22 protein-coding genes are annotated in these 23,349 nt (G+C 54.0%); 14 read left to right on the forward strand and 8 right to left on the reverse strand.

Annotated elements, in window-relative coordinates; translation table 11 throughout:
• The first annotated feature begins 16 nt into the window (after positions 1-16).
• The 9 genes from nusA to ACXKZG_RS02795 all read left to right on the forward strand — a co-directional run bounded on the left by nusA (position 17) and on the right by ACXKZG_RS02795 (position 11,603).
• Complete coding sequence (gene nusA, locus ACXKZG_RS02755) at positions 17-1,504, forward strand: transcription termination factor NusA (RefSeq protein ID WP_488875646.1); 1,488 nt, start codon at positions 17-19, stop codon at positions 1,502-1,504.
• Positions 1,505-1,528: 24 nt separating this feature from the next.
• Positions 1,529-4,216: a translation initiation factor IF-2 gene (infB, locus tag ACXKZG_RS02760; protein WP_013204016.1), complete on the forward strand. Its 2,688-nt coding sequence runs from the start codon at positions 1,529-1,531 to the stop codon at positions 4,214-4,216.
• Between the two features lie 69 nt (positions 4,217-4,285).
• On the forward strand, positions 4,286-4,711 hold the full coding sequence (rbfA, locus tag ACXKZG_RS02765) for a 30S ribosome-binding factor RbfA (protein ID WP_151036470.1): 426 nt from the start codon (positions 4,286-4,288) through the stop codon (positions 4,709-4,711).
• Complete coding sequence (gene truB / locus ACXKZG_RS02770; RefSeq protein WP_488875647.1) at positions 4,711-5,655, forward strand: tRNA pseudouridine(55) synthase TruB; 945 nt, start codon at positions 4,711-4,713, stop codon at positions 5,653-5,655. Before rbfA ends, truB begins: the two co-directional genes overlap by 1 nt.
• A gap of 108 nt (positions 5,656-5,763) precedes the next feature.
• Positions 5,764-6,033: a 30S ribosomal protein S15 gene (gene rpsO, locus ACXKZG_RS02775; RefSeq protein ID WP_013204013.1), complete on the forward strand. Its 270-nt coding sequence runs from the start codon at positions 5,764-5,766 to the stop codon at positions 6,031-6,033.
• Positions 6,034-6,333: 300 nt separating this feature from the next.
• Positions 6,334-8,478 (forward strand): polyribonucleotide nucleotidyltransferase, encoded by a 2,145-nt coding sequence (gene pnp / locus ACXKZG_RS02780; protein WP_013204012.1) that lies wholly within the window; start codon positions 6,334-6,336, stop codon positions 8,476-8,478.
• A 126-nt stretch (positions 8,479-8,604) separates the two neighbouring features.
• The gene (nlpI, locus tag ACXKZG_RS02785; RefSeq protein WP_013204011.1) at positions 8,605-9,489 is read left to right on the forward strand and encodes a lipoprotein NlpI; all 885 of its coding nucleotides are present in this window, start codon (positions 8,605-8,607) and stop codon (positions 9,487-9,489) included.
• A gap of 109 nt (positions 9,490-9,598) precedes the next feature.
• Positions 9,599-9,649: a protein YrbN gene (yrbN, locus tag ACXKZG_RS02790; protein WP_482436870.1), complete on the forward strand. Its 51-nt coding sequence runs from the start codon at positions 9,599-9,601 to the stop codon at positions 9,647-9,649.
• Between the two features lie 16 nt (positions 9,650-9,665).
• Positions 9,666-11,603, forward strand: coding sequence for a DEAD/DEAH family ATP-dependent RNA helicase (locus tag ACXKZG_RS02795; RefSeq protein WP_013204010.1), 1,938 nt, complete (start codon positions 9,666-9,668; stop codon positions 11,601-11,603).
• A gap of 113 nt (positions 11,604-11,716) precedes the next feature.
• On the opposite strand, the gene ACXKZG_RS02800 is transcribed toward ACXKZG_RS02795, so the two are convergent.
• The 3 genes from ACXKZG_RS02800 to ubiU form a co-directional block, all read right to left on the reverse strand.
• Entirely contained in the window at positions 11,717-12,724 is a 1,008-nt protein-coding gene (locus ACXKZG_RS02800; RefSeq protein WP_013204009.1) for a luciferase-like monooxygenase, read from the reverse strand.
• A gap of 235 nt (positions 12,725-12,959) precedes the next feature.
• Complete coding sequence (locus tag ACXKZG_RS02805; protein WP_346567231.1) at positions 12,960-13,838, reverse strand: U32 family peptidase; 879 nt, start codon at positions 13,836-13,838, stop codon at positions 12,960-12,962.
• 8 nt (positions 13,839-13,846) lie between these two features.
• Positions 13,847-14,842, reverse strand: a complete 996-nt coding sequence (gene ubiU / locus ACXKZG_RS02810; RefSeq protein ID WP_488876217.1) for a ubiquinone anaerobic biosynthesis protein UbiU — start codon at positions 14,840-14,842, stop codon at positions 13,847-13,849.
• Positions 14,843-15,047: 205 nt separating this feature from the next.
• Between ubiU and ubiT the strand changes: the two genes are divergently transcribed.
• Entirely contained in the window at positions 15,048-15,575 is a 528-nt protein-coding gene (gene ubiT / locus ACXKZG_RS02815) for a ubiquinone anaerobic biosynthesis accessory factor UbiT (RefSeq protein ID WP_013204006.1), read from the forward strand.
• A complete protein-coding gene (locus ACXKZG_RS02820) occupies positions 15,569-16,072 on the forward strand; it encodes a GNAT family N-acetyltransferase (protein WP_013204005.1) in 504 nt (167 codons plus the stop codon). Before ubiT ends, ACXKZG_RS02820 begins: the two co-directional genes overlap by 7 nt.
• Here the strand turns inward: ACXKZG_RS02820 and ACXKZG_RS02825 are convergent.
• A complete protein-coding gene (locus ACXKZG_RS02825; protein WP_277425701.1) occupies positions 16,059-16,376 on the reverse strand; it encodes a GIY-YIG nuclease family protein in 318 nt (105 codons plus the stop codon). The genes ACXKZG_RS02820 and ACXKZG_RS02825 overlap by 14 nt on opposite strands.
• A 73-nt stretch (positions 16,377-16,449) precedes the next feature.
• Here ACXKZG_RS02825 and ACXKZG_RS02830 point away from each other — a divergent pair, with 73 nt between their 5' ends.
• Complete coding sequence (locus ACXKZG_RS02830) at positions 16,450-16,878, forward strand: YhbP family protein (protein ID WP_013204004.1); 429 nt, start codon at positions 16,450-16,452, stop codon at positions 16,876-16,878.
• Between the two features lie 30 nt (positions 16,879-16,908).
• Here ACXKZG_RS02830 and ACXKZG_RS02835 read toward each other — a convergent pair whose 3' ends face one another.
• Positions 16,909-17,430 carry a type 1 glutamine amidotransferase domain-containing protein gene (locus ACXKZG_RS02835; RefSeq protein WP_488875648.1) on the reverse strand — a complete coding sequence of 174 codons (522 nt, stop codon included), beginning with the start codon at positions 17,428-17,430 and terminating at the stop codon, positions 16,909-16,911.
• A gap of 242 nt (positions 17,431-17,672) precedes the next feature.
• Here ACXKZG_RS02835 and ACXKZG_RS02840 point away from each other — a divergent pair, with 242 nt between their 5' ends.
• Positions 17,673-18,716, forward strand: coding sequence for a permease (locus ACXKZG_RS02840; protein WP_488875649.1), 1,044 nt, complete (start codon positions 17,673-17,675; stop codon positions 18,714-18,716).
• Positions 18,717-18,758: 42 nt separating this feature from the next.
• On the opposite strand, the gene nrdG is transcribed toward ACXKZG_RS02840, so the two are convergent.
• The 3 genes from nrdG to ACXKZG_RS02855 all read right to left on the reverse strand — a co-directional run bounded on the left by nrdG (position 18,759) and on the right by ACXKZG_RS02855 (position 22,710).
• Positions 18,759-19,235: an anaerobic ribonucleoside-triphosphate reductase-activating protein gene (gene nrdG / locus ACXKZG_RS02845; protein WP_134822844.1), complete on the reverse strand. Its 477-nt coding sequence runs from the start codon at positions 19,233-19,235 to the stop codon at positions 18,759-18,761.
• Positions 19,232-21,331, reverse strand: coding sequence for an anaerobic ribonucleoside-triphosphate reductase (gene nrdD / locus ACXKZG_RS02850; protein WP_488875650.1), 2,100 nt, complete (start codon positions 21,329-21,331; stop codon positions 19,232-19,234). Before nrdD ends, nrdG begins: the two co-directional genes overlap by 4 nt.
• A 233-nt stretch (positions 21,332-21,564) precedes the next feature.
• Positions 21,565-22,710 (reverse strand): MurR/RpiR family transcriptional regulator, encoded by a 1,146-nt coding sequence (locus ACXKZG_RS02855; protein ID WP_488875651.1) that lies wholly within the window; start codon positions 22,708-22,710, stop codon positions 21,565-21,567.
• 308 nt (positions 22,711-23,018) lie between these two features.
• On the opposite strand from ACXKZG_RS02855, the gene ACXKZG_RS02860 reads away from it, so the two are divergent.
• Positions 23,019-23,324 carry a PTS sugar transporter subunit IIB gene (locus ACXKZG_RS02860; protein ID WP_371732162.1) on the forward strand — a complete coding sequence of 102 codons (306 nt, stop codon included), beginning with the start codon at positions 23,019-23,021 and terminating at the stop codon, positions 23,322-23,324.
• Positions 23,325-23,349 lie beyond the last annotated feature (25 nt).

Here is a 23,349-nt window from a genome sequence, read left to right on the forward strand (position 1 = left end):
ATTGAGGCATACCAGGATGAACAAAGAAATCTTAGCTGTAGTTGAGGCTGTGTCGAACGAGAAATCACTCCCGCGCGAAAAGATTTTCGAAGCGCTGGAGAGCGCACTGGCCACGGCGACCAAGAAAAAATACGAGCAGGAAATTGAAGTCCGTGTCAGCATTGACCGCAAAAGCGGCGATTTCGACACCTTCCGCCGTTGGGTTATCGTTGACGAAGTGACTATGCCAACGCGTGAAATCACGCTGGATGCAGCTCGCTACGAAGACGAAGCGCTTAATCTGGGCGAATACGTAGAAGACCAGATCGAATCTGTGACCTTCGACCGTATCACCACCCAAACCGCGAAACAGGTTATCGTGCAGAAAGTGCGCGAAGCTGAACGTGCGATGGTTGTCGATCAGTTCCGTCAGCAGGAAGGTGAGATCATCACCGGCGTGGTTAAGAAAGTTAACCGCGACAACATCTCTCTGGATCTGGGCAGCAACGCAGAAGCCGTCATCATTCGTGAAGACATGCTGCCACGTGAAAACTTCCGTCCGGGCGACCGTATTCGTGGTGTTCTGTACGCAGTGCGTCCAGAAGCGCGCGGTGCTCAGCTGTTTGTCAGCCGTTCCAAGCCGGAAATGCTGATCGAACTGTTCCGCATTGAAGTGCCAGAAATTGGCGAAGAAGTGATTGAGATTAAAGCCGCCGCGCGCGATCCGGGCTCACGTGCCAAGATTGCGGTGAAAACCAACGACAAACGTATCGACCCAGTTGGTGCATGCGTCGGTATGCGTGGTGCGCGAGTTCAGGCAGTATCCAGTGAGCTGGGTGGCGAGCGTATTGATATCGTACTGTGGGATGACAATCCTGCGCAGTTCGTGATCAATGCCATGGCCCCTGCGGATGTTGCCTCTATCGTGGTAGATGAAGATAATCACACCATGGATATCGCTGTTGAAGCCGGTAACCTGGCTCAGGCGATTGGCCGTAATGGTCAAAACGTACGTTTAGCCGCACAGCTGAGTGGCTGGGAGCTAAACGTAATGACGGTCGACGATCTGCAGGCGAAGCACCAGGCTGAAGCCCATGCTGCCATCGACGTCTTTACCAGGCATCTCGATATTGATGAAGACTTTGCTACCGTTCTGGTTGAAGAAGGTTTCTCTTCTCTTGAAGAACTGGCATATGTTCCGATCAACGAGCTGTTGGAAATTGACGGTCTGGATGAAGAGACAGTAGAAGCGCTGCGCGATCGTGCGAAAAATGCGTTAACAACCCTGGCGCTGGCGAAAGAAGAGAGCCTGGGCGACAACCAGCCGGCAGAAGATTTGCTGAATCTGGAAGGTCTTGATCGTGAGCTGGCATTCAAGCTGGCAGCGATTGGCGTCTGTACGCTGGAAGATCTTGCCGAACAGGGTGTTGACGACCTGACAGATATTGAAGGCCTGAACGATGAACAGGCTGGTGAGCTGATTATGGCTGCACGCAATATCTGCTGGTTCGGCGACGACGCGTAATAAACTGTAGCAGGAAGGAACAGCATGACAGATGTAACTGTAAAATCGCTGGCCGCAGAGATTCAGACACCGGTAGAACGCCTGGTACAGCAGTTTGCTGATGCAGGGATCCGCAAGTCTGAAACTGATTCTGTGACGCAGCAGGAAAAAGAAACGCTCCTGACCCATTTGAATCGCGATCATAACGGCGGTTCAGGTAAACTGACTCTGCAGCGCAAGACGCGCAGCACCTTGAATGTTCCCGTTACCGGGGGCAAAAGCAAGTCAGTACAAATTGAAGTCCGCAAAAAGCGCACCTATGTAAAAGGCGATCCTGCAGAAGCTGAACAGGCTGAAGCAGAAGAGCAGGCACAGCGTGAAGCGGAAGAACTGGCTCGTCGTGAGGCTGAAGAAAAAGCCAAGCGTGAAGCCCAAGACAAAGCGAAGCGTGAAGCCGAGGAGCAGGCTAAACGTGAGGCAGCTGATAAAGCCAAACGTGAAGCAGCGGAAAAAGATAAAGTGAGCAATCAACCTACTGATGAAGTAATCCGGGCAACGCAGTCTGACAAAGCCCGTCGCGAAGCAGAAGCTGCAGAACTGAAGCGTAAAGCCGAAGAAGAAGCGCATCGCAAGATTGAAGAAGAAGCGAAGCGCGTAGCGGAAGAGGCTCGTAAAATGGCAGAAGAGAAAGGCACCGAGTGGACTGAGGTTAAAGAAGTTGAAGATACTTCTGATTACCACGTAACCACTTCTACCCACGCCCGTGCGGCTGAAGACGAAAACGATGCGAAGGTTGAAGGCGACCGTCGTACCCGTGCAGTCCGCCCGGCTAAAGCGCCACGCTCCAAGAAAGGCAACAAGCATTCTGAAGCGAAAACTGACCGTGAAGAAGCGCGTGCGCAGGTTCGCGGCGGTAAAGGCGGCAAGCGCAAGCCAAGCACCCTGCAACAGGGCTTCAACAAGCCAGTGCAGGCTGTTAACCGTGACGTGATCATCGGCGAAACCATCAGCGTAGCCGAACTGGCTAACAAGATGGCGGTGAAAGGTTCCCAGGTCATCAAAGCGATGATGAAAATGGGCGCCATGGCCACCATTAACCAGGTTATCGATCAGGAAACTGCCCAGCTGGTAGCGGAAGAAATGGGTCACAAAGTGACGCTGCGCCGTGAGAATGAGCTGGAAGAAGCGGTAATGAGCGATCGTGATACTCATGCGCTGCAGGAATCCCGTGCACCGGTCGTGACCATCATGGGCCACGTTGACCACGGTAAAACCTCTCTGCTGGATTATATTCGCTCCACTAAAATCGCCTCTGGCGAAGCGGGCGGCATTACTCAGCACATCGGTGCATACCACGTTGAAACTGACACCGGTATGATCACCTTCCTGGATACCCCGGGACACGCCGCGTTTACCGCAATGCGTGCTCGTGGTGCTCAGGCAACTGACATCGTTATCCTGGTCGTTGCGGCAGATGATGGCGTGATGCCACAGACTATCGAAGCTATCCAACACGCAAAAGCGGCGAAAGTGCCGGTTGTTGTTGCGGTGAACAAAGTTGATAAGCCAGATGCCGATCCGGATCGTGTTAAAAACGAACTGACCCAGTACGGAATTATTCCGGAAGAGTGGGGCGGCGAGAACATGTTCGTGAACGTGTCTGCGAAAGCCGGTACCGGTATTGATGACTTGCTCAACGCCATTCTTCTGCAAGCAGAAGTGCTGGAACTGAGCGCGGTTCGTCAGGGTATGGCAAGCGGTGTGGTTATCGAATCCTTCCTGGATAAAGGTCGTGGTCCGGTTGCTACCGTGCTGGTACGTGAAGGTACGCTGAACAAAGGCGATATCGTTCTGTGCGGCTTCGAGTATGGCCGTGTGCGTGCGATGCGTGACGAATTAGGTCGCGAAGTGACTGAAGCAGGTCCTTCGATTCCTGTTGAGATCCTGGGCCTGTCAGGTGTTCCTGCCGCCGGTGATGAAGCAACGGTTGTTCGTGACGAGAAGAAAGCCCGTGAAGTTGCACTGTATCGTCAGGGCAAATTCCGTGAAGTTAAGCTGGCTCGTCAGCAGAAATCTAAACTGGAGAACATGTTTGCGAACATGACCGAAGGTGAAGTTTCCGAACTGAACATCGTGCTGAAAGCTGACGTTCAGGGTTCTGTCGAAGCTATCTCCGACTCGCTGCTGAAGCTGTCCACTGATGAAGTGAAAGTGAAAATCGTGGGTTCAGGCGTAGGTGGTATCACCGAAACTGACGCCACGCTGGCCGCGGCTTCTAACGCTATCCTGCTGGGCTTCAACGTGCGTGCCGATGCTTCTGCTCGCCGCGTAGTGGATACCGAAAGTCTGGATCTGCGTTACTACTCCGTGATCTATAATCTGATCGACGAAGTTAAGCAGGCGATGAGCGGTATGCTGGCGCCTGAGTACAAGCATCAGATTACCGGTCTGGCTGAAGTGCGTGACGTGTTCAAATCACCTAAGTTCGGCGCTGTTGCTGGCTGTATGGTGACTGAAGGTAACATCAAACGTCACAACCCAATCCGCGTACTGCGTGACAACGTGGTTATCTACGAAGGCGAGCTGGAATCCCTGCGCCGCTTCAAAGATGACGTCAACGAAGTCCGTAACGGCATGGAATGTGGTATCGGCGTGAAGAACTACAACGATGTGCGTGTTGGCGATATGATCGAAGTCTTCGAGATTATCGAGATCCAACGTACTATCGATTAATGGTCGCCTGAAAACAGTGACTTATTTGGGAGGCCGTTGTGCCTCCCGAATTATTTGGAGAGTATTATTATGGCGAAAGAATTTGGTCGCCCACAGCGTGTCTCTCAGGAATTGCAGAAAGAGATTGCTGTTATTCTGCAGCGTGAGATTAAAGATCCCCGTCTGGGCATGATGGTTACCGTATCAGGCGTCGATTTGTCTCGCGATCTGGCCTATGCCAAAGTATTTGTGACCTTCCTGAACGACAAAGACGAAGACGCTATCAAAGGCGGTCTGCGTGCACTGGGTGATGCTTCTGGCTACATCCGTTCACTACTGGGCAAAGCGATGCGTCTGCGCATCGTCCCTGAACTGACCTTCTTCTACGACAACTCGTTGGTCGAAGGGATGCGCATGTCTAACCTGGTGACCAATGTGGTCAGAAACGATGTTGAACGTCGTGGACCGCAGGAAGAACAGGAAGAACAGGAAGAAGAAGACAAGAAGGAAGACTGATGAGCCGTCCTCGTCGTCGCGGACGTGACGTCCACGGTGTTCTGCTGCTGGACAAACCGCAGGGGCTGTCGAGTAATGATGCCCTGCAGAAAGTGAAGCGGTTGTTCACAGCAAACCGTGCTGGCCACACCGGCGCGTTAGATCCTCTGGCGACCGGCATGCTGCCGATCTGCCTTGGCGAAGCCACCAAATTTTCTCAGTATCTACTGGACTCAGATAAACGTTACCGCGTGATTGCCCGTCTGGGTCAGCGCACGGATACGTCTGATGCTGATGGCGCGATTATCAGCGAGCGTCCGGTGACCGTTACTGAAGAACAACTGGCGCAGGCATTGGACAGATTCCGTGGGGAAACCCAGCAGGTGCCGTCGATGTATTCCGCGCTGAAGTACCAGGGGCGTAAGCTGTACGAATATGCCCGCGAAGGCATTGAAGTCCCGCGTGAAGCCCGCAGCATTACGGTTTACGAGTTACAGTTTATTCGCTGGGAAGGCGATGAGCTGGAGCTGGAAATCCACTGTTCCAAAGGCACCTATATCCGCACCATTACCGACGATCTCGGTGAGATGCTGGGTTGCGGCGCGCACGTTATCTATTTGCGTCGTTTGCAGGTTGCGACCTATCCGATCGCCAGTATGGTGACGCTGGAACAGTTGGCTGAACTGAGTGAAGAAGCTTACCGTACGGAACGCACGCCGGCAGAATTGCTTGATGCGTTGCTGATGCCGATGGACAGCCCGGCAGCCGCGTATCCGGCGGTTAATCTGCCGCTGGCCGTGTCAGCTTACTTCCGCCAGGGCATGCCGGTGCAGGCGGTTAATGCGCCTTCTTCCGGCCTGGTTCGCGTGACGGAAGGTGAAGAGCAGAAGTTTATTGGCATGGCAGAAATTGCCGATGACGGTCGCGTGGCGCCACGCCGTCTGGTTGTAGAATATTCCGACTAGTCATTTGCGTAAGCTTCTGGCTAAGAGTAGAATGGCGCGGCTTTACCATTGGGTTGCTGAATTAGAGATCGGCGCCTGTACATTTATCTTATAATTTGGAGTTGTATCATGTCTCTAAGTGTTGAATCTAAAGCGCAGATCGTAGCTGATTACGGTCGTGATGCGAATGACAGTGGTTCTACCGAAGTTCAGGTTGCTTTGTTGACTGCACAGATTAACCATCTGCAGGGTCACTTCTCTGAGCACAAAAAAGACCACCACAGCCGTCGCGGTCTGCTGCGTATGGTTTCTCAGCGTCGTAAGCTGCTGGATTACCTGAAGCGTAAAGACGTTGCACGTTACACCAGCCTGATCGAGCGTCTGGGTCTGCGTCGCTAGTCTTAGAGTTTGCCAGGTCGTTTCGGTGCATTCTGATGTACCGAAATGATGGGTTGGCAGATTCGTGCGAGTTTCGCTAAAAAGGGGCCTTTATGGCCCCTTTTTTTAGGCGAGCGGCAGCATTTCAAGCCAAACTATTGTATTGTTGCTGGGTGTGATCTTCAGTTGCAGAGGTTCGCGCGGCTAATGAGAGGCTTTGTCCCATAAGGGATTAGGGTTGTCATTAGTCGCGAGGATGCAGATGAGGATTTAAAATTAACGGCAGGGTCAGTGCCTTGCCAGTACGTTAAGGACATAATTTTGCTGAACCCGATCGTAAAAAAATTCCAGTATGGTCAGCATACCGTCACCATTGAGACCGGTATGATGGCTCGCCAGGCAACGGCAGCCGTAATGGTAAGCATGGACGACACCGCTGTGTTCGTTACCGTTGTAGGCAAAAAGACCACTAAGCCAGGCCAGGACTTCTTCCCGCTGACCGTTAACTATCAGGAGCGTACTTACGCTGCTGGTCGTATTCCGGGTAGCTTCTTCCGTCGCGAAGGCCGTCCAAGCGAAGGTGAAACCCTCATCTCTCGTCTGATTGACCGTCCGGTTCGTCCGCTGTTCCCGGAAGGGTTCATCAACGAAGTCCAGATTATTGCCACCGTGGTCTCCGTAAACCCACAGGTTCACCCGGATATCGTGGCATTAATCGGTGCCTCTGCCGCACTGAGCCTGTCAGGTCTGCCTTTCAATGGTCCAATTGGTGCCGCTCGCGTGGGCTACCTTAACGATCAGTACGTGCTGAACCCAACGACCGATGAGCTGAAAGAAAGTAAGCTGGATCTGGTTGTAGCGGGTACTCAGGGCGCGGTTCTGATGGTTGAGTCTGAAGCTGAACTGCTGAGCGAAGATCAGATGCTGGGCGCAGTGGTGTTCGGCCACGAGCAGCAGCAGGTTGTGATCGACCAAATCAACGCGCTGGTTGCCGAAGCAGGTAAACCGCGTTGGGACTGGAAGCCAGAAGCTGTCAACGAATCATTACAGACCCGTATTGCTGCGCTGGCTGAATCTCGCCTGAGCGAAGCTTACCAGATCACTGAAAAACAAGAGCGTTATGCTCAGGTTGGCGTGATCAAGTCTGAAACTACCGCAGCACTGCTGGCGGAAGACGCTAGCCTTGATGACAACGAAATCGGCGATCTCCTGCATGCGCTTGAGAAAAACGTGGTTCGTAGTCGTATCCTGAGCGGCGCTCCGCGTATCGATGGTCGCGAAAAAGACATGATCCGTGGTCTGGATGTGCGCACTGGCGTTCTGCCACGTACTCACGGTTCCGCGCTGTTCACCCGTGGTGAAACTCAGGCACTGGTTACCGCAACGCTGGGCACCGCCCGTGATGCGCAGAACCTGGATGAGCTGATGGGTGAGAAGACCGACAGCTTCCTGTTCCACTACAACTTCCCTCCGTACTGCGTAGGTGAAACTGGCATGGTTGGGTCGCCTAAGCGTCGTGAGATTGGTCACGGTCGTCTGGCTAAGCGTGGCGTACTGGCAGTAATGCCTAAAGCTGACGCGTTCCCATACACCGTGCGTGTGGTGTCAGAAATCACTGAATCAAACGGCTCTTCTTCAATGGCTTCCGTCTGTGGTGCTTCACTGGCACTGATGGACGCAGGCGTACCAATCAAAGCAGCCGTAGCCGGTATTGCGATGGGTCTGGTAAAAGAAGGCGAGAACTTTGTGGTTCTGTCTGACATCCTGGGTGACGAAGATCATCTGGGCGACATGGACTTCAAAGTAGCCGGTAGCCGTGAAGGTATCACCGCGCTGCAGATGGACATCAAAATTGAAGGTATCACCCGCGAAATCATGCAGGTGGCTCTGAACCAGGCTAAGGGTGCGCGTCTGCACATTCTGGGCGTGATGGAACAGGCTATCAGCACGCCGCGTGGCGACATCTCTCAGTTCGCACCACGTATTCACACGATTAAAATCAGCCCGGACAAGATCAAAGACGTGATCGGTAAAGGCGGTTCTGTGATTCGTGCGCTGACCGAAGAAACCGGCACCACCATCGAAATCGAAGATGATGGCACGGTGAAAATCGCAGCGACCGACGGTGAGAAAGCGAAATATGCTATCCGTCGTATCGAAGAGATCACTGCAGAAATCGAAGTGGGCCGTATCTACAACGGTAAGGTTACCCGCATCGTTGACTTCGGTGCCTTCGTTGCTATCGGTGGTGGCAAAGAAGGTCTGGTTCACATCTCTCAGATCGCTGATAAGCGTGTAGAGAAAGTGACCGACTATCTGCAGATGGGCCAGGAAGTGCCGGTGAAAGTTCTGGAAGTTGATCGCCAGGGCCGCGTACGTCTGAGCATCAAAGAAGCGACTGAGCAGGCTGCAGAGCCTGAAGCAGCCGTGACTCCAGCAGCTCCTGAAGCTCCTGAAGCAGAATAAAGTCAGACCCTTAAGCTCTCCCTGCGAACAGGGAGAGCGGTATCATCGCGAGGACAGGACGACACCTTGTGCACGGCAGGCGGATGAAAGGATATTCATCCCATTGTTTGTCTTTGGGAGTGGGAAATGAAGCCTTTTTTACGCTGGTGTTTCGTTGCGACAGCTTTAACGCTGGCAGGATGCAGCAACTCGGATTGGCGTAAGAACGAGGTTCTGGCTGTTCCGCTGCAGCCTACGCTGCAACAGGAAGTGATTCTGGCACGTATGGAACAAATTCTTGCCAGTCGATCCCTTAGCGATGATGAACGCGCACAGCTGTTATATGAGCGCGGAGTGTTGTATGATAGTTTAGGTTTGAGAGCACTGGCGCGAAATGATTTTTCATTAGCGTTATCTGTCAGACCTGATATGCCTGAAGTATTCAATTACTTAGGCATATACTTAACGCAGGCAGGAAATTTTGATGCTGCCTATGAAGCGTTCGATTCTGTACTTGAGCTTGATCCAACTTACAATTATGCGCATTTAAACCGCGGTATCGCCTTATACTACGGCGGAAGGTATAAATTAGCGCAAGATGATCTGCTGGCGTTTTATCAAGACGATCCTAACGATCCTTTCCGCAGCTTGTGGCTCTATCTCGATGAAAGAGAGATGGACGCAGACAAGGCTAAAGTAGCGCTTCAACAGCGTTACGACAAAGCGGTCAGAGACCAATGGGGATGGAAAATTGTCGAGTTCTACCTGGGAAATATCAGTGAAAGTACACTGATGGACAGTCTCAAGGCAGACGCAACGGATAACACCTCGCTCGCTGAACATCTCAGTGAAACCAACTTCTATTTAGGTAAACATTACCTAAGTCTGGGGGAGAAGGACGACGCAGAAGCGTTGTTCAAGCTGACGGTCGCAAACAACGTTCACAACTTCGTTGAGCACCGATATGCATTGTTGGAGCTGGCCCTACTCGGCCAGACACAAGACGATTTATCAGAATCTGACCAGCAATAGCTGACGAACTACTATCGCCCTTTTTTCGAAATGTCATCATCTTAGCGGATGAGGGCTTTCTTGTTCGTCGAAACCACTAATTTGAGCCGGTTCACACTTTTTGATGAAAATGACTGAATGTTTTCACGACGAGTTATGTAGACTGGCCGCCGCAATCTAAGAGGCACGTGTACTACATGACTGATATTGAAACCACTTTTGCTGACCTTGGCCTGAACGCCGAACTCCTTGAATCTCTGAACGGTATGGGCTACGTGAAGCCTTCTCCAATCCAGGCTGAGTGTATTCCTCACCTGTTGGCAGGCCGTGATGTTCTGGGTATGGCACAGACCGGTAGCGGAAAAACTGCAGCGTTCTCGCTGCCACTGCTAAACAACATTGATAGCTCCCTGAAAGCACCTCAGATCCTGGTGCTGGCACCAACGCGTGAGTTGGCGGTTCAGGTGGGTGAAGCGATTACCGACTTCTCCAAACACATGAAAGGTCTGAACGTGGTTGCCCTTTACGGCGGCCAGCGTTATGACGTTCAGCTGCGCGCTTTGCGCCAGGGTCCACAAGTTGTTGTGGGTACGCCTGGTCGCCTGCTGGATCACCTGAAGCGGGGCACGTTAGATCTGTCTAACCTGCGCGGCCTGGTGCTGGACGAAGCCGATGAAATGCTGCGTATGGGCTTCATCGAAGACGTTGAAACTATCATGGCTCAGATCCCAGACAATCATCAGACTGCTCTGTTCTCTGCAACCATGCCAGAAGCGATTCGTCGTATTACTAAACGCTTTATGAAAGATCCGCAGGAAGTGCGCATCCAGTCAAGCATGACCACTCGCCCTGATATTTCTCAGAGCTACTGGACGGCTTTCGGTCGTAAGACTGATGCACTGACTCGCTTCCTGGAAGCTGAAGATTTTGATGCTGCTATCATCTTCGTGCGTACTAAAAACGCGACGCTGGAAGTTGCTGAAGCGCTGGAGCGTAGCGGTTACAACAGTGCTGCCCTGAACGGTGACATGAACCAGGCCCTGCGTGAGCAGACTCTGGAACGCCTGAAAGATGGTCGTCTGGACATCCTGATTGCGACCGACGTTGCGGCCCGTGGCCTGGACGTTGAGCGTATCAGCCTGGTGGTAAACTTCGACATCCCTATGGATGCAGAATCTTACGTTCACCGTATCGGCCGTACCGGTCGTGCGGGTCGTGCTGGCCGTGCGCTGCTGTTCGTTGAGAACCGTGAGCGTCGTCTGCTGCGTAACATTGAACGCACCATGAAGCTGACCATTCCAGAAGTTGAACTGCCTAACGCAGAACTGCTGGGTGAGCGTCGTCTGGCTAAGTTCGCCGCTAAAGTTCAGCAGCAGCTGGAAAGCAGCGATCTGGAACAGTACCGCGCACTGCTGAGCAAAATGCAGCCTGCAGAAGATGAGCTGGATATCGAAACGCTGGCTGCTGCTCTGCTGAAAATGGCTCAGGGTGAACGTCCTCTGATCGTTCCTGCCGATGCACCTCAGCGTCCTCGTCGTGAGTTCAAAGAGCGTGACGATCGTCGTGGTGACCGTCCAGAGCGTGGTCCTCGTGAAAAAAGTGAAGGTGGCGAGCGTCCAGCCCGTCGCGAACGTCGTGACGTTGGCGATATGGAAGTTTACCGCATTGAAGTTGGCCGCGATGACGGCGTTGAAGTTCGTCACATCGTTGGTGCTATCGCTAACGAAGGCGACATCAGCAGCCGTTACATCGGTAACATCAAACTGTTTGGTACTCACTCAACTATCGAGCTGCCGAAAGGCATGCCGGGTGACATCCTGCAGCACTTCACTCGTACGCGTATTCTGAACAAACCAATGAATATGCAGCTGATTGGCGATGCAGTGCCACACAGCAAAGAGCGTACTGGTGGCGGTGAGCGTCGTGGTCCAGCTCCAGCCCGTGGCGGCTTCGGCGCTGGCAACCGTGAAGGCGGTCGTAGCGATCGTCCTGAAGGTGGTCGTCGCTTCAGCAATGACCGTAACGGTCCAGCTGCTGGTGGAGAGCGTCGTGGCGGCGGTTTCAGCCGTGACGGTGGCAACCGCGGTCCTCGTACCGAAGGTGGCAACGCACCTACTCGTCGTCGTGATGCATAATCACTGACTGACCAATAAAAAAACCAGCCTTCGGGCTGGTTTTTTTTTGCCTGCAATTCGCGGACGCTGCATCAGCGATAAGGGCAGCGAAATCCTGCCCTGCAGCGTGCGGATTACAGCGTGTTATGCGCTTCCATAGCCAGTTCAAACGAGCGCAAACGCGCCTGCTGATTGTGTATCTGACCATTCACCATGATTTCGTCAGCCTGCGTTTCACGGATCAGTGAAGCCAGTCCCTGACGGACTTTATCCAGATCGCCGACAATCGACATACTCAGCGCCTGTTGCACACCGTACTGCTCTGAAGGTGACCACAGGTTATCCATATTCTCAACCGGAGCAGGCAGTGGGCCTGGCTTACCCCGGCGGAGATTGATGAACTGCTGCTGCATCGAGGTGAACATATAGCGGGCATCCCGTTCGCTATCCGCAGCAACCACATTCACGCACACCATCGCATGCGGCTTCTCAAGACGCGCGGACGGCTTAAAGTTTTCACGATAAATATGCAGGGCCTGGAACAACATGTCCGGCGCAAAATGCGACGCAAAGGCAAATGGGATGCCTAGCTGGGCGGAAAGTTGCGCGCTGTATAAGCTGGAACCGAGCAGCCAGACCGGAATTTTCAGCCCCAGCCCTGGCACCGGCTGGACGGCGGGTTGCGCGTCTGGCTCCGCATCAAACCAGGCAATCATCTCGGCGACATCAGACGGGAAGTTATCAACATGGCCGCCCATATGTCGGCGAAGTGCCATCATTGTGCGCTGATCCGAACCCGGCGCGCGGCCCAGTCCCAAATCGATACGGCCAGGGTAAAGCGATTCGAGGGTTCCGAACTGTTCGGCAATCACCAGCGGTGAATGGTTTGGCAACATGACGCCGCCAGAGCCCAGACGCAGCGTGGTGGTATTGGCGGCCAGATAGCCAATCAACACCGACGTCGCCGCACTGGCAATGCCGGTCATGTTGTGGTGTTCAGCCAGCCAGTAACGGTTATAACCTGACTTTTCCGCTTGCTGTGCGAGAGCCAGTGAAGAATGAAACGCATCGCGCGCGGTGGCGCCTTGCGGGATCGGCGCCAGATCGAGAACCGAAAGTGGGACATTTTTTTTATCAGACATAGGTGCTCACTTATTCGAAGGGCGTAAGCCAATACAAATATCTATCCTGGACGATTTCTTCTTAAAAGGATTGGCAGTTTGCAGCACTTTTCAGCAGTGCAAAGCCGCGATTAAAAAAACGCCAACCCAATGGCTCGCGCTCAGGACAGGCTAGTCTGACCAGTATCCTCCATCGTTACCCATATTGAACAGCCTTTATTGGTAGTACGATGATGCGGGCTTTACGCCCGCCGCGTTAGTTGACCAATTCCAGCCCGGCCACTTTCCACCAGTAGCCATTGCACTGCTGGCGGGATATCAAGGTCAGAGGCTGTTTTCCGGTTTCATTATTGCGGAACGCTTCAAGCATCGGCAGGGTATCGCTGCCTTCCGGTGACAGCCGCACAATGTCGACCAGGCCCTGCATCGAAATCAGTTCATTGCCGAGGTTATAGCAGTAGCCGCTCATGGTCTGGATGCCGTTAAGCACAAACACCTGCTGATCTTCCTGCGAGCGCAAGGCTCTGCCCTGGGGATAGTCAATACAGCAGGTCTGACAATCATCTTTCCCGCGGTTTTCCGCTCTGGCCGTAAAGCAGCGGGCGGAATAAGCCAGCGGCAAATGGCCGTAGCTCAGCACCTCAACCTCAAACTGATTTCTGATCCCCAGCGCCTCACACTGGGTGAGTAAATTGACCAGCCATTCACGGGAAAGCTCAACCGGCATGCACCAGCGCATCATGCCCATTTTATGCAGCAGTCGCAGGGTCACGGCGTTATAACAATTGAGCGCATGTCCGGCGACGAAAGGCAAACCGGCCTCTGAGGCCATATTCACCGTGCCCATATCGTTAGCTTCGATCAGGAACTCGCCGTTATCAACGTACCTTTTCAGCTCGGTCAGTTCAGAGGGTGATTGCAGCAATGCCAGCGTAGTGAGCACCACCTGTTTTCCGCTGCCCGCCAGGTCTTTGGCCATCCCCAGCCAGTCGGCGTGCCTGGTTGCCCGACGCTTGCTGCAAACGGCTTCGCCCAGATAAATAATGTCAGCCGAGCTGGCAGCGGCTGCCTGATAAAAAGCCTGTAACGTCTCTGTTGGCCAGTACCAGAGAACCGGGCCTAGTGCGTATTTCATGCTGATCCTTACTGCCATTCACGGTGATAGGCACCGAGTGTGGTTTGAGTGCCTTCGCTAAGCGAACTTAATGCGGTCATCCAACTTTGTTGTGCGCTGAAATTCTCCGGATCAGCCTTGCAGCGATCGATAGCTTGTCGCCAGATACGCGCGATTTGCGCCACATAGGCCGGACTTCTCTGGCGTCCCTCAATTTTCACTGAGGCGATATTTGCCGACAAAAGGGTGGGAAGCAGCTCGAGAGTATTCAGGCTGGTCGGTTCCTCCATGGCGTGATACGGCACATCGCCCACCTTATAACGGCCCTTACACAGCGTCGGATAACCGGCATTTTGACCGGCGTCGTAACGGTCGATCAGCACTTCATTTAAGCGTGACTCAAGCCCGGCGGAGGTTTGCTGCCAACGGACATATTTCGCCGGTGAGCAGGCACCCACGGTATTTGGCGATTCGCCCGTCAGATAGGAGGAAAGGTAACAGCGACCTTCAGCCATGATGCACAGGCTGCCAAAGGCAAAGACTTCAAGCGGAACGGTTGTCGCGCGCGCCAGCTGGCGAACCTGATGAATGGACAGCACGCGCGGAAGAACCACCCGTGAAACCGCAAAGTTGCGTTGATAGAACCTAATCGCCTCAGCGTTAGTGGCAGATGCCTGCACCGAAACGTGGCGCTCAATCTGCGGATAGCGCTCGGCGGCGTATTCCAGCATGGCGATATCAGCGAGGATCAGCGCATCGACGCCGGCTTCTGCAGCCATATCCACCGCCCGTTCCCAGCGCTGGTAGCCGTCAGGATGGGCAAAAGTATTGATCGCCACATGCAGTTTACGTCTATGCTGATGAACGTAGCGGGACGCTTCCTGCAGACGCTTATCGGTAAAATTGAGCCCGGCAAAATGGCGCGCATTGGTGTCATCTTTCAAGCCGATATATACGGCATCAGCACCATTCTCTATCGCTGCCTTCAAGGCAGGTAAGTTACCTGCAGGACATAGCAATTCCATATCAAAACATTCCGGATAAACAGAAGAGGCGTTGAGTTTAGTCAGCATGAAGCGGACAATTTTTGATTTAAGGCAGCTAATGGCGTATTGATGGGAAGAGATTTGCCGGCAAATTCCTCAAAGTTCGCTCACTTTGTTGATCCAACTGCCTGATGCGTTTTGTCGATATGGCAAAATAGTCGAAATTTACTCAAAAGGAGTCACGATGGTGTTGAACCCATTTCGCGCTCAATTGGTTCGAAAAGGCCCGCAAATGTTGCGGATCCCGCTACAGTTTGCACCGTTCATGATCAAGAAGCAGATGCTGCAGCAGATCCTGAACTGGCAATTTCACCATGCTTTGGCTGAAGGTGAGTTAAACTTTCTGCAGGGGCGTTGGTTAGGGATTGAGATCCGTGACCTCGGGCTGAGCTGGGCAACGACTGTTGAACAGGGAAAATTACGGGTAGCCGATCGGGTTGAAGCGGACGTCTGGTTTCGCGGCGACGCCAACGATTTGCTACTGGTAGCCGCTCGCAGGTTGGATCCCGATACGCTGTTTTTCCAGCGCCGTTTGGTGATTGAAGGGGATACAGAACTGGGGCTTGAAGTGAAAAATCTGATGGATGCGATTGAGCTTGAATTCATGCCGGCGCCGTTGCGCTTTGGTCTTATGCAACTGGCTGATCTGGTTGAGGCTGGACTGACTGAGGACGCGAATTCCCCAGCGGATCGCGCGGGTGCACCATGTTGATTCGTAGTGAAATAGGAATGGATGCGGCCAGCATAGACAGTTTGTTGCGCCGTTGCTTTGAAACCTCCGCGGAAGCCGAACTGGTTCAGCAACTGCGTGAAGATGGTTTACTCACCCTGGGCGTGGTCGCCACAGATGAGGAAGGCCAGGTACTGGGCTACGCGGCATTCAGTCCGGTAACCTTGAATGGCGAAGATAATCAGTGGGTCGGCCTTGCGCCGCTGGCCGTAGATGCCGATTTTCGCGGGCAGGAACTGGGCAAAAAGCTGATTTACGAAGGGCTGGATACGCTGAACGAGTTTGGCTATGCCGCGGTAGTCGTGCTCGGCGATCCGGCCTACTACGAACGATACGGTTTTGAACCGGCGGCCAGGCATCAGCTTCGTTGCCGCACGCTGGGCGCGGAGGCCGCTTTTCAGGTCTACAAGCTGGCTGATAATGCGTTTACCGGTGCAGAAGGGCATATTGACTATTCGGCGCCCTTTAACCGTTTTTAAGCCCCTCCAGCCAGGCGCTTAATGAGACAGGCTGGTGCTCTACCAGCCTGATCTTCTCCAGCCGCTTCAACTGTTTCACCTGATATTCCAGCCTAGAGGCAGAAGAACGATCCCCGGCCTCACAGTGAAACAGCAGCTCCAGCGGACCTTTCCCGCGTAATGCTTTCGCCCCTTTCCCCGCCTGATGCTGTAAGAAGCGTCTGGCCACATCGTTAGTGATCCCGGTATACAGCATGCCGCTGGCGGTGCGCAGGATATACAGGCGCCAGGGCGCACGCTCACATTCGCTCATTCTTTCAGTCATCACGATTCCTCTGCCCGCAGCATAGCAAAACCCACGACGAATGTGGCAAAGTAGCGTTTTTCAGGGAGGCCTCATGTCAGCAAGCGAAAACCTTAGCGCGATTAGCCGCTATCTTAAAAAACAACATGTGCTGTCTCTTTGCAGCGGCAATCCCGTGTGGTGTGCCAACTGCTTTTACGTCTATGACGCCGAAAAGGTGGCGTTCTGGTTGATGACGGAAACCGAAACCCGTCACGGTGCGCAAATCGCCCAGGATCCATTGGTGGCCGGCACCATCAATGGACAGCCCAGGTCAGTGTTGCTGATAAAAGGGGTGCAATATTCTGGCAAGATCGCCTTGCTGCAAGGCGAAGAAGAGCTTCATGCCCGCAAAGCCTACATCAAGCGTTTCCCGGTCGCGGCAAAAGTCTCCGCACCGTTATGGCAGATAACGCTGGATGAATTGAAGATGACCGACAATGCGTTGGGATTTGGCAAAAAGCTGAGTTGGATCAGAGGATAACAGGCCGGGTAATACCCGGCCTTAGACCTGTCAGGCCGTTTCGAGCAGACGCAGGGATTCACGGTTAAACGCGGGTAAATCCTCAGGGGTGCGGCTACTGACCAGCGTGTCGTTATCGACGACTACTTCTTTATCGTAGAAATCGGCACCGGCATTTTTCAAATCAATCGCAATGGCCTTCACGGAGGTGATTTTACGGCCGCGGACCGCATCGGCGCTGATAAGCAGCTGTGGGCCATGGCAGATGGCAAATATCGGTTTGCCCAGCGCCACAAACTGCTTGGTGAAGTCAACGAAACGGTCATCGCCTCTCAGGCTGTCCGGCGAATGGCCGCCCGGTAACAGCAGCGCATCGAAGTCGCCTGGCTTCACGTCGTCGATAGATTTATCGATCTTCACTTCAGCTTTGCCTTGCTTGCCCTTAACGGTCACGCCGGCTTTTTTCTCAATGGTGATAACCTGATGGCCAGCCTTGATGAAAGCGTCGGCAGGAGAAGTAAATTCTGAGTCTTCAAATTCATCGGTGATCAGTACCGCAATCTTCTTGCTCATGTTTTCCTCCGGTGATTAAAATCATTAACACCCTTAAGTGTGGTTCATCATGCTGATAAATCAAGCCGGTAAGGGTGAATGCGCTAATTGACCACGGTTAAGGTAGAGGGTAATGCCTGTGAAGCGGTCATTCTGCCCGTGCAGACGAAAATTCAAAACGGAACCCCGATCAAATTGTGGATATTGAATTCTGAGTACTATGCGCTGTCGGGCGTAGCCCGCAGTGATCCGGAGCCTTCGCCATGTCCCATATAACCTCGTCACGCCTTGCTCTTCCTGTGTTTGCCAGGTGGAAACCGCTGCTGTTTTTGGCTGTGGTGGTCATCGGGCTGTGGGTCGTCAAGTGGCAGCCTTATTACCTGAAAGCCTTCCTCGCGGCGGATACGCACAGCATCGGTAAATCCCTGTTGGCCAACCCCAGCGAGCATCCTTTACAGGCCGCCTGGGACTACGCGCAGCTCTATTTTCTTGCGGTATGGAAAGCCGCCGTGCTGGGCGTGATCCTCGGTTCTCTGGTACAGGTACTGATCCCGAGAAACTGGTTATTACGCACGTTAGGGCAGCCCCGTTTTTCCGGCACGCTGTTTGGCACACTGCTTTCCCTGCCAGGCATGATGTGTACCTGCTGTGCCGCGCCGGTTGCCGCAGGGCTGCGGAAATCTTCAGCCTCGGTAGGGGGAACGCTGGCGTTCTGGTTGGGTAATCCGATCCTGAACCCGGCCACGCTGGTATTTATGGGATTTGTGCTGGGCTGGCAGTTTGCGGCAATCCGGCTGGTGGCCGGGCTGCTGATGGTGTTGGGCATTGCGCGGCTGGTACAAAAAATGACGCCAGACGCGCAGGTGTCTAACGTGGTTCCGCTGAGGCCTAAAACCGATAACACGCCGTTTTTGCGACGCTGGTTTCGCGCGCTGTGGACGCTGTTCTGGAATACCATCCCGCTGTATATCCTCGCGGTGCTCCTGCTCGGCGCGGCGCGAGTCTGGCTGTTCCCTCATGCGGATGGCCTGGTCAGCAATACGCTGTTCTGGGTGGTGGCGATGGCGATTGCCGGTTGCCTGTTTGTGATCCCAACGGCGGCAGAAATCCCGATTGTTCAGACCATGATGCTGGCTGGCATGGGGATGGCACCGGCGCTGGCGCTGTTGATGACCTTGCCTGCGGTGAGCGTGCCGTCGCTGCTGATGCTGCATGGCGCGCTGCCGGCCCGTTCGTTGTGGCTTACCGGCGCGCTGGTGGCATTAAGCGGAATGCTGGTTGGCGGGCTGAGTCTGTTACTGCTTTAGCACGATACGAGCGTTCGATGTCAGCCCGCCAGAATAACGGGCTTAGCCATCGGCTTTCCGCAGGTAGTGAATGACCTGATTATTGCTGCCACGCCACAGCAGTGCCGGGTCTTTTAAAGCCGCGATAAACTTCCCATCGATTAACACATCAATCTGCTCAACGACCTGCTTTTGCCTGGCGGTCAGCTCAGCCAGCAGGTAACCGGTCCACAGCCAGATATCCTTGCCCGGGCAATCACGACGCACGCGCTTCACCAGCCTCAGCACATCCGCGACGTTAGCCGGATGCAAGGGATCGCCTCCCGACAGGGATAACCCCTGGCGGGGAATGCGCGTATCGTTCAGGTCAGCAATCAGCTGCTCTTCCTGCTGCACGGTGAAAGGATGGCCGGAAGTGAGCCGCCAGGTACTTTTGTTATAGCAACCCTTGCACTGATGCTCGCACCCGGCAACAAACAGCGTGCAACGCGTGCCCGGCCCGTTAATGATGTCGACCGGGTAATACTGATGGATATTCACCCCAACGGGCCATTCAAGTGCTTAACGCGTCGCTTCACCTCTTCCTGTTTTCCGGCATTAAACGGACGGGCGTCCGGGCTGCCAAGATAACCGCAAACGCGACGGGTAACCGACACTCTGGCCGCATCGTGATTGCCGCATTTCGGGCAGGTAAACCCCTTGCTGGTACAGGAGAATTCGCCGGTAAAGCCGCACGCATAGCATTCATCAATTGGCGTGTTGGTACCGTAATAGGGCACGCGGCTGTAGCTGTAATCCCAGACGTCTTCCAGCGCTTTCAGGTTGTGCTGAATATTGGGATATTCGCCGTAACAGATGAAGCCGCCATTGGCGACCGGCGGGTAGGCCGCTTCGAAGTCAATCTTGTCGTAGGGGTTCACCTTTTTCTCCACGTCGAGGTGGAAGCTGTTGGTGTAATAGCCTTTGTCGGTGACGCCAGGCACCACGCCAAACTCTGCAGCATCCAGACGGCAGAAGCGATCGCACAGGTTCTCACTCGGCGTGCTGTACAGACTGAAGCCGTAACCGGTTTCGGCTTTCCAGCGATCGGTGGCCTGACGCAAATGGCTGACAATCGCCACCGCTTTGTCCCGCAGCTGTTGATCGTCGTAGAGATGCGTTTCGCCGCCGCTCAATGCGTTAATGGTTTCGTGCAGCCCGATATAACCCAGCGAAATGGAGGCGCGGCCATGTTTGAAGATCTCCGCCACGTCATCGTCGGCATTCAACCGGACGCCACAGGCGCCTTCCATATACAGAATGGGTGCGACGCGGGCTTTGACGTTCGCCAGCCTGGCGATGCGGGTCATCAGCGCTTTTTTCGCCAGCGCCAGACGCTGGTCGAGCAGCGTCCAGAAGTGCTGTTCGTTGCCTTTGGCTTCAAGCGCGATGCGCGGCAGATTCAGGCTGATGACGCCGATATTATTGCGGCCTTCATGCACCAGTTCACCGTTCTCTTCCCAGGTTCCGAGGAAGCTGCGGCAGCCCATGGGGGTCTTGAAGGAACCGGTGACGCTGACCACCTGCTCATAGTTGAGAATATCCGGGTACATGCGCTTACTGGCGCACTCAAGGGCCAGCTGTTTGATATCGTAATTGACGTCACCGGCGCGGCGGTTAAGGCCTTCTTTGATGGCGAACACCAGTTTTGGGAACACCGCGGTTTTACGGTTTTTACCTAAACCGGCGATGCGATTGCGCAAAATGGATTGCTGCACCAATCGCGCCGACCAACAGGTACCAAGGCCAAAACCAAAGGTGACAAAAGGCGTCTGACCGTTAGCGGTATGCAGGGTATTCACTTCGTACTCAAGCGACTGAAAAGCGTCATAACACTCTTTTTCGGTACGGTCGCGGGCATAGGCTTCGGCATCGGCGATCTGCCACTGTTGTGCGGTTTTCAGGTGCTTAGCCTGGCTGGCCTCGACAAACGGCGCCAGCACTTCATCAATGCGGTTGATGGTGGTGCCGCCGTAAATATGGCTGGCAACCTGCGCGATGATTTGCGCCGTAACGGCTGTCGCGGTGGAAATGGATTTTGGGGGTTCAATCTCGGCATTGCCCATCTTAAAGCCGTGCGTCAGCATCCCTTTCAGGTCGATCAGCATACAGTTGAACATCGGAAAGAACGGCGAGTAATCCAGGTCATGGTAATGGAGTTCGCCACGTTCATGCGCCATCACCACATCTCGCGGCAAAATATGCTGTGAGGCATAATGCTTAGCCACGATCCCCGCCAGCAGATCGCGCTGCGTTGGGATCACCTTGCTGTCTTTGTTGGCGTTTTCGTTCAACAGGGCGGGGTTACTTTGCTCAACCAGGCCGCGAATGGCGGTATTCAGTTTGCCCCGCAGTTCGCGGGCGATGTCGCGATCGTGGCGATATTCGATGTAGGTCCGGGCCAGTTCGGGATAGCGCCCGGCCATCAGCTGGTTTTCAACCGCGCGCTGGATATCATGAATATCCAGACAGTCCTGTTGCTGAAGCTGCTGGCAAATCTGCACCGTTACCTCAGCGCAATATTCCTGATCCTCAATCCCTGCCGCGTGCGCCGCGCCTTTGATTGCATCGCCGATGCGCGTTGCATCAAACGGCATACTGCAGCCATCACGTTTAATCACCCTCACCACGTATCATCCCTCGCAAAAATCTATATATGGATTTAAGCAGGCATGATAAACGCTATATGTAGTGATTTTTGGAGTTTAACTGCCAGTTTGTTGACCTGGCGCAAGTGTTCAGCAAAGTCTTAAGAACGCACGGTTAGCGTCCCGGAAAGGGGCGCGGACCATGCCTGATGCAGGGAGACGTTAGCGGGATGTCAGCCGGTTTATTGCCACTCCGCCAGCAGTAAATCAATCGCCATTAACACACCATAACGCGCCAGTTTTTGCCCGGCAGGCAGGGCAATCAGATGCTGTGACATTGCCGCCAGCGGGCTGGAGGCTGGAGCAAGGGTGACGATCGGCAAACCGTGCTCGCGCGCCTGTAACACCGCCGCTTGCAGCATGATATCGGCTTCATCGGTGGTCAGCACCAGCAGCGCGTGATCGTCGCTTAGCGTGGCGGCCGTCATCCGCATCAGATTACTTTCCTGGCAAAGGGTGGTCATGATGCCCGCTTCCAGCAGACGATGCTGCAGCTCACTGGCAAACGGCGCATCCTGATTGCCCATCGCAAATAGCGTCACGCTGCGGGCTTTTTTAAGACAGGCAGCGGCCAGGCTGAAGGCGTGGGTATCGCTGGTTTGCAGCTGCGTTTGCAGCGCCTGCTCAACGCCTGCAAGCGTCTGCTGCCATGCGGCAGGCAGATTAGTGGCCTCTCTGGCCGGCAGATAGCGTGAATGGCTGGTGCTGGCCTGAGCCAGCTTCATCCTCAGCTCACGGATATCTTCACAGCCCACCGATTTGGCAAAGCGCGTGATCGTCGCCGGGCTGACGCCGGAGCGGGTCGCAAGCTGTTCAATCGAGGCGGACGAGGCGAAGTCGACATCTTCCAGCACCGCACGGGCAACCTTCGCTTCCTGCTGGCTCAGCTCGTTCAGGCGGCGGCGGATCTGGAACAGAATATCGCTGAAGTCTTCCCGGCCAATCGAGCGCGCAAACCGCTTGAGCATATCCGGGCCGATGCCGGCCTTAGCGGCGAGCTTCTCCAGCGCGGTGGTGGTCGAAAAATCGATATCCCCGGTGACGGCAGGCGCAACGCTATTCTCGTCGACCTGTTTGCTGTTCAGGGCCCGCAACTGCGCCATAAAATCATTCAAATCTTTGCATCCTACCGAGCGTGCGAAAGCCGTCAGCGTCTCAGCACTGACCCCTGCCTTCGTGGCCAGCTGTTCAATACTGGCCTGAGAAGTAAACGTTAAGTTATCCAGCACAAAGCGCGCGACCCGCGACTGTGGGGCGGGAAAGCGAGCCTGTGCTGTTTGCAACTGCCAGAGAATATCCAGAACCGTTATGCCTTTGACGTTTATCACCAGAGAACTGTTTTACCATCATATGCTAATGAAAAACTTTTTCACAAGGGGGTTTTTAGCGTGAAAGGGAGGGTTTTTCAATTAAGGTAATGATTTTTATCGATTATTAAATATACCCACTCCGATCGCGATCTGTGAAAATCTATCCAGATCACATTCATGAAAATTATTTTCATAAAGCATTTATTCTATCCTGATGATTATTAACGGCTTTCAAAAAACATCAGCAAATCCTATGTCCCGGGGGTATTTACAGAACGATCGGCTTCAGGCTTATATTCTTCCACGCCATCACAGGAGGAAAGCTGATGCGAATCGTATTGTGTTGTGCCGCTGGAATGTCCACCAGCATGCTGGTCACTAAGATGAAAGCCGAAGCGCAAAAGCGCGCGCTGCAGATTGATATCGAAGCCGTCCCGGTGGCCAGTTTCGAACAGGAACTGGCTGGCGCGGATATCGTTCTGCTCGGCCCGCAGGTTCAGTATGAAGCCGCACGACTTCAGGCGCTGGCTGCTCCACAGGGCAAGCAGGTCGCCGTTATCGATATGCTGGATTACGGCATGATGCGCGGTGACAACGTACTGGATAAAGCTCTGGCGCTGATGGGAGCCTAATCCCTCACTTCCCTTTTTATTTATC

This window comes from Erwinia sp. 2186 (genome assembly GCF_057812255.1).